The sequence below is a fragment of the Sulfurovum sp. genome, from assembly GCF_036568385.1.
In the GTDB taxonomy this organism is placed as follows: Bacteria; Campylobacterota; Campylobacteria; order Campylobacterales; family Sulfurovaceae; genus Sulfurovum.
In genome coordinates, this window is record NZ_DATCSP010000026.1 from 38,346 (window position 1) to 52,401 (window position 14,056).

Here is a 14,056-nt window from a genome sequence, read left to right on the forward strand (position 1 = left end):
GGTGATCTTTCTTGAAATAGCCGGACATTTTCTGTATACTGTTAATACTTATAAAAAGGGGGAATAGGCAATTGATCATGACAGTAACCACCACGGAAACCCTGCCGGAACACATGAAGATCAGATCTATGTTTTCGATGATAGAGATCACACACAAGATCCAGATATCCCAAAAAGGATTGATCAAAGGCTTTTTACAAAGAAAGCGTGATGAACATCAGGAAGCACTTGATAAATTGATCGAGAGTGCACCAGCTGAAGCAAATGCGATCATCGGTGTGAAACACAGTACTGCAACCCACACATTTCCCGAAGGAACTTTCCTGTTCATTACCTATATAGGCACACCTGTAGTAATTGAAGATAAAAAGGTATAACATACTGATAGTGACTCAACAGGCAAAGGAGATGACTGGTTATGAAACATTTATGGATCATCTACATTCTGCTGTCGCTGCTACTGGGCGGCTGTACGAGTGCGACGCAAGACCATGACGAGGCGACAGCGGAGCTGACCATCCTGTCGGAAGAATTCTTCCCGCTCAGTTTCACGGAGAACGGGAATATCAGCGGTCAGGCCACCGAGGTGGTACGGGAGCTGATGGTACGTACGGGCACAACAGGCGATATCCGGGTATTGCCCTGGGAAGAGGGGATCCGTGCAGTACATGAGAAGCCTAATGTAGCACTTTTTTCTACCACCATGACGCCAAAACGCAAGGAACAGCTGCAGTGGGTCGGTCCCATCACGGTACTGGATACCAATCTCTATGCCGTTCGCGGTTCCGGGATCCGCATTAGCACACTGGAAGATGCCAGGCAGGTCGATCGGATAGCAACGGTTGCCGATTACTATTCCGAGCAGATGCTGCAGCAGGAGGGTTTCACCAACCTTCAAAGCCATGCGAACGAGAAGGATGCCGTACAAAGCCTGTTACGCGGTGAGGCGCAGCTGCTGGTAGGCAGTAACATCACCCTCCCGTCGGTACTGGAAAAGCAGGGGGCCCGGATGGATGCGCTTGAGAACGTCTTTACCGTCTCGACGGATATGACCTATCTCGCCTTTTCCCGCGAGATCGCACCCGAACAGGTCGCCCGCTGGCAGGCTGCGTTGGATGCGATGAAGCGTGACGGGCAGTTCAACGAAATATATGCAAGATGGCTACCCGGTGAGATCCCACCGGGGATCGTCCAGCTGGTCACCGAGGAGTACCCGCCCATCACCTTCATGCGCGACGGCAGACCTGCCGGGTTCGTTACCGATATGGTACGGGAGATAGCGCAGCGCCATGCGATCCCCGATAATGTCCGCCTCACCTCGTGGAAGAACGCCTACAACATGGCCCTGCTGCATCCGAATGTTGTCCTGTTCAGCGCCGATCGCACGTCCGAAAGGGAAGATCTGTTCCACTGGGTCGGGCCAGTTGGCAGGAACAGCGCGATACTGTTTGCGAAAAAGGGTTCGGAGATCAGGATAAGAACACTGCAGGAGGTGAGGGAGGTCGGAGCCATTGCCACCACTACAGACTGGTTCACGGAACAATACCTGAAGCGAGAGGGGTTCACCAACCTGGTCAGCTCCAAGACACCCGTTGACAATGTCAAAAAACTGATGAACGGCGAAGTGCAGCTTTCGATCTTTACCAACCTCACGATCCCTGAGATCGTGAAAGAAGCCGGCTACAGCATGGATGACCTGGAACCGGTATATACCATCAGCCAGTCCGATTTCTATATCGCCATCTCCAGGGGGACACCGGCGGAAACCGTCGAACGGTGGCGGGAGACCCTAAACGAACTGAAACGTGACGGGACGTTCGAAAAGATCTACCGGAGCTATCTGCCGCATGCGGAGTTAAATGATCTGATGGACGACAGGTGAGGCAGGACATGAAGCGGTTTGAGCTGCTTTTCTCCGTTCCCGCTTTGCACGTGGCAGGCAAAGGCCTGGCCTAAGGAACTACTATCGATTATGTGGAAGACTAGAATAGCATCACTTGCGGCGTGCAGTACCGTCTGCGGTCACTCTGAAACCGAGTTCTCTTCATTCGACGCCGGCTAAAGAGGCCAGAACCACAGGATCATCGGGACGCCAACGACCAATACCAACACCGACAGCGGCAGGCCCAATCGCCAGTAGTCGCCGAACCTGTACCCGCCCGGCACCATCACCAATGCGTTCGACTGGTGGCCGATAGGCGTTAGAAAGGCACAGGATGCACCGATCGCGACCGTCATCAGGAAAGGGTCGGCAGAGGCTTCCATGCCTTGTGCCATCTTGATGGCAATGGGTGCAGCGATCACCGCAGCGGCGGCGTTGTTGATCAGGTTTGACAGCAGCATCACTGCGGTCATCAGCAGGGCCAGCACGATCGCCGGTGACGCCGATCGTGCTATTTCCAGCAATGCCTGGGCGATGAGATCGGACGCGCCGGTCGTTTCCAGCGCCTGACCGACGGGAAGCATTGCCGCCAGCAGAATGATCACCGGCATGTCAACGCTATCGTACACTTCGTCCTTCGCAACAAGGCCGGTCATTACCATAGCGAGGGCGGCACCGACCAGCGCCGTAGTCGCGGAGAGGAGTTCGAGCGCGATCAGCGCCAGCGCGACGGTAAAGATCCCTCCGGAGAGCAGCACCTTGTGCGGCTTGCCGATGCGCAGACCGCGTGAGGCAAGCGGAAGGCACCCCAGCTCATTCAGCGTAGATTGCAGTGATTCTTCCTGCCCCTGTACCAGCAGGACATCACCCGCTTCGAGGCGGAGTTTGCCCAGCCGCTCCCGAAGACGATGTCCCTGACGTGCCACGGCGAGCACATTCAGTCCGTAGCGCTCGCGTACGGAGAGTGCGCTTGTCGTCTTACCCACAAGGATCGACTTGTGCGTGATGATGGCTTCGGTAAGATTCCACTCACCTGCCTTCTTTTTCTTCTTCTCTTCGTCCTGGTCCTGATCCTGATCCTCCCCGGCGGCCAACACCAGGCTTGTGACGTCCAGCAGTGTCTTGAGGCTGTCCGAATCCGATTCAACCAGCAGAATGTCCTCTTCCTGCAGGACTTCGAAAATGGAAGGGAGCGCCTTACGCTTCCCGCTGCGCACGAGCCCGACCACCGACATGTCCGCATCATCTTTGACGGCGGCCATCAGATCGTGCAGGGTCCGACCCGCGAACTTGCACTCTTTGGGAACGCGCAGCTCCGTCAAATAGGCGCTGATCTCGAACAGGTCTTTGGAAGTATCCTGCTCTTCCTTGCGCTTCGGTGTGAGACGCCAGCCGATGAGCGAAAGGAACAGTAGTCCCGCCAGCGTTACAGCGGCACCTACCGGAAGAAAGTCGAACATCCCGAACGGCGTACCTCCTGACTCCTGCCGATAGGTTGCGATGATGATGTTAGGTGGTGTGCCGATCATCGTCAGCATCCCGCCGAGCAATGAACCGAATGCCAGCGGCATCAAGAGAAGCGAAGGTGAACTTCCGCCCTTACGCGACATCCAGATGGCCACGGGCATGAACAGCGCCAGCGCTCCTACATTGTTTATGAATCCCGAACTGAGTGCGACAATGCTCGTAAGTGTCGCCACTTGGATCCAGGGCTGTTCACCGACCCGCGTCAAATGGCGGGCAAGGGTGTCCACCAGTCCGGCATTGAGCAACCCGCGGCTGACCACCAGCACCGCGGCCACGGTAATGACTGCAGGATGACCCAGGCCGGCAAACATTTCCTGGGGAGGTATGAGTCCGAACAGCCCAACGGCCAGCAGGGAGAGAAGTGCGACAATGTCGTAGCGCCAGCGACCCCATACGAACAGACCCAGCGTTATCGCAAGAATCGCGAAGATGGTCAATTGCTCGGTCGTCACGCTTTCCTCCTCGATCCGTCCAACGATCTATCAAGGGAACAGATCTTCCCGTAAATGTTGTAGTATTCCTATTAGTAGAATATCTAACTCTTTCTAAAAAAATGACAGTATCAGATATTTTTCTAATGTTCTGGTATAAATATATAGAATAATAAAGATGGCTTATTTTCTTTCAGATAGCAAGAAGGTAAAAAGGAGGTACCCCTTGAGCGTAAAAAAGGAGTGGGTGCGGCTGTAAGCTCATGGGGACGCCGTTGGATCAGCCCAGATCAGCCCCATAAGAACAGCCTTCTATCTTCCCTACACGTTCTGCATGTCTGCCGCCTTCGAACTCTGTGTTGGCAAAGACCTCTATCATGTCTTCGATGACACCTTTCCCTACCACACGTTCACCAAAACAAAGGATGTTCGCATCGTTGTGCTGTCTGGTGAGTTTGGCAGTGTAGTGGTCATGGCAGAGCGCTGCACGGATACCGGGTACTTTGTTCGCCGCGATGCTGATGCCGATGCCCGTACCGCAGATCAGAATGCCGAAACTGCCTTCGTCTTTCAGGACCGCATGGGCGCATTTTTTTGCAAAATCAGGATAGTCCACTCGGTCTGCAGAGTCCGGACCAAGGTCGACAATTTCGTGACCCAGAGAGGTCACGAACTCTTTGACATACGCTTTCAGTGCATAGCCTGCATGGTCCGTTGCAATGTAAAACTTTTTCATCTCTTTTCCCTTCTATCTCAAATATACGTTTGCTTAAATATACGCTTGCTTAAACCGTATGGTCTACTCTGTCGGCGGCTCGTTCTGGAGCGTGTCGATACGTCTTCCTACACGTTCCCAGCGTATGGTATAGCGCTGTTTGTTCCAAAGTTCCTCACAGGCAGGGCTGTCGATAGGCGTATCACCGCATATGCGTCTGAGCTGTGCATTGTCCCTGCCTCCGCCATACTCATCGCCATTGAGCACACTTTCATAGGAGCGGTGCTCGAGGCTCATATAGTTCAGCCAGGGTTTCCCTACGATCAGCCTGTAGGGTATCGCGCCCCAGAAACGGCTGTCATTGGAGTTGTCACGATTGTCACCTATCATATAGTAGTGGTCATCCTCTACTTTGGTATAGAGTGCATTGATGCCTTTTCCTGCTATCTCGTGGGTAGGAGCGTCAAGGCCCTGTACATAGACAGGCGTCATATCGATATCCTTGTTATAGACATAATAGCTCAAGAGCGTTTCAAAGAGATTCACAGTTTCAGGCACATACTGGATGCCCGGGTACTTCTCCATATACGGGTTCTCTACCCAGAGTTTTCCGCGAAGCGAGACCAGCTTCTCTTCAGGATAGTTTGCTTTCATATAGGCATCACCTTCATGAAAGTGTATCAGCAGTTTTTTATCTGCATAGAGGATCTCATCTCCTCCAACGGCAACACAGCGTTTGACATAGTGTATCTGGTTGTTCTTGGGATAGCGGAAAATAACGATATCTTCTCTTTGCGGTCTGGGCCCTTCTATCAGGTGGCCGTTTCCGTTAAAGTCGGGCAAAAGCGGGATCTCCAGCCACGGCAGGTGAGGGGTAGGGATTCCATAGGAGAATTTTTTGGCGAACAGAAAGTCACCGATCAGCTGTGTTCTTTTCATCGATCCCGAGGGAATGACAAAAGACTGGGCAACAAAAAAGATAAGGAAAAGTACGATGATGATCGTACCCGTCCACGAGTTGGCGAAACGGCCAAAACCGTGTAGTACTTTTTTCATTTAGTCTCTCGCTTTCGCAGATTTCAGGGTATTGCTTAAAAGCATGGCGATGGTCATCGGACCCACACCGCCGGGGACCGGTGTGATGTAGGAGCATTTGGGACTGACGTTTTTGAAATCCACATCCCCTACGAGCGAACCGTCTTCGATACGGTTGATACCTATATCGATCACGATGGCACCTTCTTTGACCATATCTTCCTTGATGAGCCCCGGCACACCTACACCCACCACCACGATATCGGCTTTGCTGGTATGTGCTTTCAGGTCTTTGGTATGGATATGCGTGATGGTCACAGTGGCATCGGCATTGAGAAGCAGGGAAGCCATAGGTTTGCCTACGATGTTGCTGGCGCCTACGACACAGACGTCTTTTCCTCTCAGTTCTATATCATACTCTTCGAACATCTTCATCACGCCAAGCGGTGTACATGCGACAAAGCTGTCAAGTCCGGTCACCAGACGCCCCACATTGTAGGCATGGAAACCGTCCACATCTTTTTTGGGGTCTATCACTTCAAGTATCTTGTTCGTTTCTACATGTTTGGGCAGAGGAAGCTGCACCAGGATGCCGTCTATGCGGGGGTTCTGGTTCATCATTTCGATCGTAGCGATGATCTCATCCTGGCTGATCGTGTCGGGCATATGGTGCGTGATAGAGTAAAAACCGACTTTTTCGCACGCCTTTGCTTTCATTTTGACATAGGCATGGCTTGCAGGATCATCACCGATGAGGATCACAGCAAGTCCGGGAACAATATTTTTTTCCTGTTTGAGTTGTGCCACTTCAGCAGCTACCGTATCCTGCACTTTTCTGGATAAAGATTTACCATCGATGAGTTGCATAGAGTACCCTTATAGTTTTTAGGGTATTATATCTAAAATACTTTAGGCAAGACCGATTTGCCGTGGAACAGGGTTAGAGACAGATATGATCATGAAACGTTTATGGATGCTATTGCCGCTGATGTTATGGGCAGAGGAAGATTTTATCTCACACTATGAATACGGTGAAATGCTTTATGCCAATCCCAGAGGTATAAGCTGCATGCAGTGCCATGGAAAAAGCGGTGAAGGTCAGACGATCGTTGAATACAGGGACACAAATGGGAAAGAGGCACTGAGAGGGTCAGATATACGCTTAAATACGCTGGACGAGATGATCAATGCGGTCAACAGCTACCATAAAGTGATGCCCCGTTACTATCTGACAGAGGAAGAGGTAAAAGCCATTTATGACTACCTGCAGAAGAAAAATACAGTCTACCTGTCAGAGCTCACAGAAAGTGATACGATACAATAGATAATTTGTTATAATCTTTTTGAATACTCCATATCAAAAAGGTTACGCATGAAATTTACCAGAGCTCTTACCGTACTGCTTTTAACCGCAGAAGTCTCCTATGCCTCCTCTCTTGCTGTCTATCAGGACAGAACCTTCTATCATTTCACACCCAAAGACAACTTTATAGGTTTTTCCAAGGGAATGCAGGTCAGGTGTGAAGGCAGGAGCGTTCCGCTTTCTCCAAAGCTCGGTTGTCCTCAGGATGACAGACTGTGCCAACTTCTGACCGGGCTGAAAACATCTGAACAGAAGCTCAAAGCCGTACAGGCGAACGGTCAAGCCCTGGAAAAGCTTGTCTCTATTCCCCGGCCGGCTGCTTTGGATGCGAAGGTGATGATCGATGCAGCCAAAGAGATAGGAGAGGCTCAGGCCGGGCTTTCCATGCAGGAAAGCCTGCTGAAAGAGGAGGTGCGACTGAAAGAAAACGCCTTTCTCAGACAGGCACCTGCCAAGCAGGCTCTGGAAATGCAAGAAGCATGCAGCAAGGAGGTGGAACTGGTCATCCCTTACGGGTATGTCTCTTTCTCTACACACTATGAGGCAATGATCCAGGATCAAAATGAGATCTCGGTCACACAATACCTCTCTGTCACCAATAGAAGCGGTATCGATATCAAAGCGCAGACAGCGATGTTCTACTACCGTGCTGCCGGTCAATATGTGTCTCCGGTACATTTCCGTCCCTGGATCGTCAGAAAGTATGAACCCACAGCAAACGCAGCTTCCCCGGCGCCTCTGGCCAAAAAAGCAAAAATGGAAAGGGCAGTGATGGCGGAAGATCGAGCGTATGGTTTGGCACCGATCGCTCTATATGAAGATGCAAGAGAGTACAGGATCAACGATCTCAGCCTCCCTTCGACCGGAGTTCCGATCGAGGTGGAGGTACTGAAGTGGAAAGCACCTGTATCCTGTGAAGTGCGTGCCTATCCCTATGAGAGGAGCAAGGCCTTTCATATCTGTTCCTTTCAGCCGAAATATCAGATAGACCGCCACGAATGGAAAGTGAGATCAGCTGAAGCGGTCATCAATGAAAATGCGGCAGGGGAGTACAGGGAGGGGCAATACCAGCTTTATACCAAGGCGGAAGAGGATCTCCAGATCGTGCGCAAAAAGATAGTAGAAAAAGAACGGGAGACAGGTATTTTTGGCGGTACCGTACGTAAAAAAGACGGTTTTACACTGACGCTCACCAACAAATCCGATAAAGAAAAAAGTTTCACGGTCATAGAACGCATACCGACTTCAACGACGGAAGAGATCCGGTCAAAACTGCTGGCTGTCACTTCTGAGAAAAAAGTAGACTATCGGTCACTGGAAGAGGGGAAAATAGAGATGAAACTTACGCTGGCACCCTATGAGACCAAAGTGATAGAGGTACGTTTCGAGATATCGCATGATAAAGAGTTGAAAGTGGATTATTAAAAGAGGGGAATAGAAGGGGATAGTTGCAGGCGAAGCGCCTGCAAATCACTATTAGAGTGGAGTTACGTTTTCAGCTTGTGGGCCTTTTTGACCTTCACCAACTTCAAATGTTACTGCTTGACCTTCAGCAAGTGTTACACGCCCGCCGTTAGGATTGTTTACTTGACGAAAATGTACAAATACATCATCTCCACCATTCTCTTGTTGGATGAATCCGTAACCTTTTTCATCATTGAACCATTTAACTGTACCGTTGACTGTTTCTGCCATTGTTATACCTTTGGGTAAAATTTACACTTCTAGGGTTTCCCTATTCAAGCGGAATCTAAAATCGGAGAGAGTCTTTCGGGGGTCTAGCAATAACACTTAACACACGATAGATGAACTCGAACCTATCTTTCATCAAATATATTGTAGCTTATTTTTTAAGATATAAGCTTACATAAAAAAATATATTTATTTAAATTTATTTTATAGGGTCGATTAGGGGCAAATGCCCCCTTATTGCGTGATCATTATCGTAGTTCTGTCAATTTCAAAAAGAGTTGGTTCATCTCTTCCAGCGATCTCTTTGCCAGTTTCTGGACCTCATCTTTAGATCTGTCATACATTTGGGTAAGATCTTTTTGTTTCTCTGACCAGAGATCTTCGCTTTCCATTTTGGCAAGATGTGCTCTCAGTGCCGCAATGTCCAGCTCTTCCTGCAGACCATTGGAAACCTTATGCGTGAAATTGTCCATGGTGCCTTTAAGCTTCTCTATCTGGTCTCGTGCTTCCATCACGCCCAAATGCGCTTTGAGCTCGGCTTCCTCTTCAAAATGATCGTAGGCATCTTCAAGTTTGCCTTTGACACGCGAAAGACGCTTTTTCAGATCAAGCCAAAACACGGTCGCATCTTCGCTGAGATCTTCACTGAACGATTCTATCTTCTCTTCCGCTTTCTCCAGTGACTTTTGAGACTCTGAGATAAGCGCTTTAAACTCTTTTTTCATTCCTGACTCCTTCTGCTGTGATCATTTTGATTATTATAGCATGATAATTTGGTCTTATGTGATCGATTAAGAGGCTGCGCTTCTATTTATCTCTTTCAAGCCATCGGCCCAATGGTTCGAGTTCATCCAAATGTTTCGGTTCTGTTCTTAACACATCGGCTAAACTTTTGACACCCATAGAGAGAAGGTACTGCAGATTGTCATCAAAGGTGGCTTTATCTATGACATAGATATTATCCTTGTGGACCTCGAACATATATCCGCCATTGGGAATAGGGGTCATCGAAAGGGTCACGGTATAGTGGTCTTTGATGATGCTCTCTTTCTGTGAGTACATCAGACCTATGTTGTAGCCTTCATTGGCAAACCCTCTGATCGCAACAACGAGCACTTTATTTTCTCCATCTTTGGAGGAGTTGAAGATATTGATGATGTCTTTGATCGTCTGGTACCCCGGGATCTTCCTCAGTATGGATTCAAAGAATCCGATCAGTTTTGTCTTCATCAGGTGCCCCATGATATACAGAAGAAAGAGGAAGATGCTCAGGGCCAGCAATATCCACATGAACTGATGGTTCTCGGGTACAAAGCCGACCCATTCGAACATCCATTTTGTCAGCAGTTCGATCTTGCCATAGAGCCAAAGCAGTACGGTGACGACGATAATTACGGGCAGCAGTCCGAAAAAACCCTGAAGTGCGGTTTGTAAAAAGTGTTTGATCAGTTTGTAGTTCATGGATAGAGTTCCTTAGATGGTGATGAAAGATAGTTTACACTAAATTGGCTTGTATCTGGTCATAAGGAGTAGCGTGGTAAAGCAGGATGAAGTGTTCCCAGTGACCTTTTAAGAGAGAGGTGCACGGGAAAGATCAGTCTTGGGGAGGAAGCGCCTTGACGGCAGCCGGAGAGATCGGTTACCGATTATTCATACGGCTCTTCATAGTAACCGTTCTTCCAATACTTCGCAAACCACATCGCTACTTTTCCTTTACCCATAGGCGGTTTGGAAGTGAACTCCCATGACAAAGAGGTATCTCCAAAATAGTAATCCTCGTGTGCATCGAAAAGTTCCTGTGCCTCTTCTCTCTCCAGGTCTTCACAATACTGTAAGGGTTCGCTCAAGTCCTTTTTAAGGAACGCTGCACCGTGACCCTGGTAATTGATACCGCCATCCGCTGCATTTTCGTCATATAGGGTATGTTCTGTTTTTAGATCTATGATTGCCATGATTGTCCTTTTTTCTTCTGAAGCGGCCGCTTCTGTTGATATGGGCGCATTGTAATATATTTTTGGTTAAGTTCTTCAATCCGGAGATAAATATGCTTTTTACTCCAAGCTTTTGAGCCAGATCTCTACATCCGCATCACTGGCCATCTTCCAGTCGGCTCTCGGGCTCAAAGAGATGGTACCGACTTTCGGACCGTCAGGCATACACGAGCGTTTGAACTGCTGGGTAAAGAAGCGTCTTAAAAAGAGTTTGAGCCATTTGGTGATGGTCTCTTCATCATATTTGCCGTCAAAGGCCAGCTGCGCCAGGTAGCGTATCTTGGTCGGATGCGCCCCGTACTTGACGAAATGGTAGAGGAAGAAGTCATGCAGCTCATAGGCGCCGACGATCTCTTCTGTTGCCTGGACGATCTGATCATCCACATGCGGAAGCAGTTCGGGACTGATAGGGGTATTGAGGATATCATCGATGAGTTCCGCGATGGCGGCATTGGATTTGAAATACGCTATCACATACTGGATCAGTGTTTTAGGGATGCCTGAGTTGAGCGCATACATGCTCATATGGTCCCCATTGTATGTGGACCAGCCCAAAGCGATCTCACTGAGGTCGCCCGTACCGATCACCAGGCCGCCTTCCTTGTTCGCCGTGTTCATCAGGATAGAGGTTCTTGCCCTTGCCTGCACATTCTCATAGGTGACTGTGTGTTCATTGACGTCGTGTTCTATGGCTTCGAACTCTTTGTGGGAGATCTCTGTCACATCGATGGTCTTGAAGGTCACACCCAGGGCTTCGCAGAGTTTGACGGCGTTGGACTTCGTACGGCTGGTGGTACCGAATCCGGGCATCGTGATGGCAATGATGTCTTTGACATCCCAGCCCATCATTTCAAAGGCCTTATGGGTAGAGAGCAGGGCAAGGGTAGAGTCCAGCCCGCCGGAGATGCCGATGACTGCTTTTTTGATATGTGCATGGCGCATACGCTTGATGAGCCCATGGGCCTGGATATGCACGATCTCGTCACAGCGGTGCTCTTTCTCCGCATAGCGTGAAGGAACGAATGGCAGCGGGTTGATCTCGCGCTCGATCCGGGTGATGTCTGGCAGTGTTCCGACTTTGATCAGCCGTGTGCTTTTGCGTCTTCCGTCGGAGTAGCTTGTCTCGTTGATCCTGAGCCAGCGTAGTCGTTCCAGGTCGACATCGGCGGTAATGATACTGTTCTCGAGACTGAAACGCTCGTTTTGCGCCAGGGTAGCACCATATTCGCAGATGAGCGCATGCCCTCCAAAGACCGTATCGGTCGTGGATTCACCCACTCCGGCAGAGGCGTAGACATAGGCAGCCATACAGCGCCCGCTCTGAGTACGCACCAGCTCTTCACGGTATTCTGCCTTGCCTATCAGCTCGTTGCTTGCCGAGAGGTTGAAAAGGAGGTTGGCACCGTTGCTGGCCATGTGGTTGGAAGGAGGGGTCACTGCCCAGAGGTCTTCGCAGATCTCTACAGCGAAGGTCATGTCCTTCGCGTCCGTAAAAAGAAGGTCCACGCCGAAAGGCACCTCTTCGTCAAGTAAAAAGGCTGTGGTCTGCTTGATATCTCTGCCGCTTACGAACTGGCGTTTTTCGTAGAACTCTTTTTTGTTGGGGAGGTAGGATTTGGGTACCAGACCGAGTATCTTTCCGTTCTGAAGCACGGCTGCGCAGTTGTAGAGCCTGTCAGCCTGGAGCAGTGCGACACCTACGATGGCGATGGTGTTGACGGTTTTGGTAGCAGTCAAAATCGTTTCGAGTGCGTCATTTTGAGATGCGATGAGGGTCTGGTTCAAGTGAAGGTCACTGGCGGTGTATCCTGTCAGTGTAAGTTCTGGAAATACAACGACACTGACCTCTTTGGCATGTGCTTCCTGGATAAGTGTTATGATCTCTTCGGCATTCTGAGCCGGATTTGCTACGATGGTCTTGTTGACTGCTGCTGCCACTCTATAGTATCCGTACATTTTCACTCCAATTAATAAAAATATGTCGTGGCGAACGCCCTTGACAGCGGAGCGATTCGAGAGCCACGACGATTTTTTGCTTCGTTTTTTCTAAAAAAATGAAGAGAGAAACAACGCCTCAGTCAAAATGATAGGAAATAAAGCAAACAAAGATTAGTCTCTTGACTCAACTACTTCGATACTGAGGATGTCATCATTCTGCTGGATCTGGTCAAGCACCATGAAAGAATCCGTATCATCTTCTTCGATCGCACCGAATACCGTATGTACACCATCCAGGTGCGGAGTTGCTACAAACGTGATGAAGAACTGGCTTCCGCCTGTGTTCGGTCCTGCGTGTGCCATAGAAAGAACACCTCTTCTGTGCGGGTGTGTGCTGGTGTCCGTTTCACAGGCTATCTGCCAGCCCGGTCCGCCTGTACCTGCCATAGCAGGATTGTCTTTAGAGTGAGGACAGCCGCCCTGTGCCATGAATCCTGGGATCACTCTGTGGAACTTCAGTCCGTTGTAGAATCCTGTTTCTGCAAGGTGCGCGAAGTTTGCAACCGTGTTCGGTGCCTCATCTTTAAACAGTTTAGCCCAGATCACCCCTTTAGAAGTGGTGAATTTGGCATAGTTGTAGGTATCCATGACAGATTGTACGATATCGTATCTTTTTGTTTCTCTTCCAAACATAGTGTTTAGTCCTTATATATTTAAATTAGGTTATCATTATACCCAAAGAAAGTTCAATTAAAAAAAGTTCAATAAAAAAGATTAGAGGTTTTAAGTATGGAACTATGTGTAGCACTTGATCTGCCGTCGGCTGAAGAGAACCTGGCACTTGCCCGGTCGCTCAAATCGTACAATGTCTGGATGAAGGTGGGGTTCCGTGCCTACATCCGTGACGGCAAACCTTTTATAGAAGCGTTAAAAGCGATCAACCCTGATTTCAAGATATTTCTAGACCTCAAACTCTACGACATTCCCAACACGATGGCGGACGCGGCTGAAGAGATCACCAGACTGGGTGTAGACATGTTCAACATCCATGCCTCTGCAGGTGCGGTGGCGATGAAAACGGTGATGGAGCGTCTCTCCACCTATGATAAAAGGCCTTTGGTGCTGGCAGTGACGGCACTGACCTCTTTTGACGAAGCGAATTTCCAGAGCGTCTACGAAAAAAGCATCGATGAAAAGGCCGAGCAGTTCGCGAAGATGAGCTATGAGAACGGTCTGGACGGTGTGGTGTGTTCCGCCTATGAGAGCAGGGCCATCAAAAAGGCCACGTCCGAGGAGTTCCTGACGCTCTGTCCGGGTATCCGGCCCTTCGGCGAAGATGCGGGAGACCAGCAGCGCGTCGCAACGCTGGACCTTGCAAAGCAGGAGGGGGTAGACTTTCCTGTGGTAGGAAGACCCATCTATAAAGACAGTGACCCTAAGAAAAAAGTAGAAGAGATCCTCAAGGAGATCGTTACTTTTTGA

The 14,056-nt window shown here is 49.6% G+C and carries 15 protein-coding genes; 5 read left to right on the top strand and 10 right to left on the bottom strand.

What is annotated here, in order from left to right:
• Positions 1-77: 77 nt before the first annotated feature.
• A complete protein-coding gene (locus VIM88_RS02900) occupies positions 78-377 on the top strand; it encodes a heavy metal-binding domain-containing protein (RefSeq protein ID WP_331861381.1) in 300 nt (99 codons plus the stop codon).
• 41 nt (positions 378-418) lie between these two features.
• Complete coding sequence (locus tag VIM88_RS02905; protein ID WP_331861382.1) at positions 419-1,882, top strand: substrate-binding periplasmic protein; 1,464 nt, start codon at positions 419-421, stop codon at positions 1,880-1,882.
• Between the two features lie 176 nt (positions 1,883-2,058).
• On the opposite strand, the gene VIM88_RS02910 is transcribed toward VIM88_RS02905, so the two are convergent.
• The 4 genes from VIM88_RS02910 to folD all read right to left on the bottom strand — a co-directional run bounded on the left by VIM88_RS02910 (position 2,059) and on the right by folD (position 6,457).
• The gene (locus tag VIM88_RS02910; RefSeq protein ID WP_331861383.1) at positions 2,059-3,861 is read right to left on the bottom strand and encodes an SLC13 family permease; all 1,803 of its coding nucleotides are present in this window, start codon (positions 3,859-3,861) and stop codon (positions 2,059-2,061) included.
• Between the two features lie 259 nt (positions 3,862-4,120).
• On the bottom strand, positions 4,121-4,576 hold the full coding sequence (rpiB, locus tag VIM88_RS02915; RefSeq protein ID WP_331861384.1) for a ribose 5-phosphate isomerase B: 456 nt from the start codon (positions 4,574-4,576) through the stop codon (positions 4,121-4,123).
• A 63-nt stretch (positions 4,577-4,639) separates the two neighbouring features.
• The gene (gene lepB / locus VIM88_RS02920) at positions 4,640-5,611 is read right to left on the bottom strand and encodes a signal peptidase I (RefSeq protein WP_331861385.1); all 972 of its coding nucleotides are present in this window, start codon (positions 5,609-5,611) and stop codon (positions 4,640-4,642) included.
• On the bottom strand, positions 5,612-6,457 hold the full coding sequence (folD, locus tag VIM88_RS02925; protein WP_331861386.1) for a bifunctional methylenetetrahydrofolate dehydrogenase/methenyltetrahydrofolate cyclohydrolase FolD: 846 nt from the start codon (positions 6,455-6,457) through the stop codon (positions 5,612-5,614).
• Between the two features lie 91 nt (positions 6,458-6,548).
• Here folD and VIM88_RS02930 point away from each other — a divergent pair, with 91 nt between their 5' ends.
• Both VIM88_RS02930 and VIM88_RS02935 read left to right on the top strand, forming a co-directional pair.
• On the top strand, positions 6,549-6,914 hold the full coding sequence (locus tag VIM88_RS02930; RefSeq protein ID WP_331861387.1) for a cytochrome c: 366 nt from the start codon (positions 6,549-6,551) through the stop codon (positions 6,912-6,914).
• Between the two features lie 48 nt (positions 6,915-6,962).
• Positions 6,963-8,378: a DUF4139 domain-containing protein gene (locus tag VIM88_RS02935; RefSeq protein WP_331861388.1), complete on the top strand. Its 1,416-nt coding sequence runs from the start codon at positions 6,963-6,965 to the stop codon at positions 8,376-8,378.
• Positions 8,379-8,429: 51 nt separating this feature from the next.
• Here the strand turns inward: VIM88_RS02935 and VIM88_RS02940 are convergent, their stop codons facing one another.
• From VIM88_RS02940 to VIM88_RS02965, 6 genes are all read right to left on the bottom strand, one after another.
• Positions 8,430-8,648 (bottom strand): cold-shock protein, encoded by a 219-nt coding sequence (locus VIM88_RS02940; protein ID WP_331861389.1) that lies wholly within the window; start codon positions 8,646-8,648, stop codon positions 8,430-8,432.
• Positions 8,649-8,893: 245 nt separating this feature from the next.
• Positions 8,894-9,370, bottom strand: coding sequence for a hypothetical protein (locus VIM88_RS02945; protein ID WP_331861390.1), 477 nt, complete (start codon positions 9,368-9,370; stop codon positions 8,894-8,896).
• 82 nt (positions 9,371-9,452) lie between these two features.
• Positions 9,453-10,106: a DUF502 domain-containing protein gene (locus tag VIM88_RS02950; RefSeq protein ID WP_331861391.1), complete on the bottom strand. Its 654-nt coding sequence runs from the start codon at positions 10,104-10,106 to the stop codon at positions 9,453-9,455.
• A gap of 185 nt (positions 10,107-10,291) precedes the next feature.
• Positions 10,292-10,597: a hypothetical protein gene (locus VIM88_RS02955; RefSeq protein ID WP_331861392.1), complete on the bottom strand. Its 306-nt coding sequence runs from the start codon at positions 10,595-10,597 to the stop codon at positions 10,292-10,294.
• 99 nt (positions 10,598-10,696) lie between these two features.
• Positions 10,697-12,592, bottom strand: a complete 1,896-nt coding sequence (locus tag VIM88_RS02960) for an NAD(+) synthase (protein ID WP_331861393.1) — start codon at positions 12,590-12,592, stop codon at positions 10,697-10,699.
• Positions 12,593-12,745: 153 nt separating this feature from the next.
• Positions 12,746-13,267 carry a peptidylprolyl isomerase gene (locus tag VIM88_RS02965; RefSeq protein ID WP_331861394.1) on the bottom strand — a complete coding sequence of 174 codons (522 nt, stop codon included), beginning with the start codon at positions 13,265-13,267 and terminating at the stop codon, positions 12,746-12,748.
• Positions 13,268-13,363: 96 nt separating this feature from the next.
• On the opposite strand from VIM88_RS02965, the gene pyrF reads away from it, so the two are divergent.
• Entirely contained in the window at positions 13,364-14,056 is a 693-nt protein-coding gene (pyrF, locus tag VIM88_RS02970; RefSeq protein WP_331861395.1) for an orotidine-5'-phosphate decarboxylase, read from the top strand.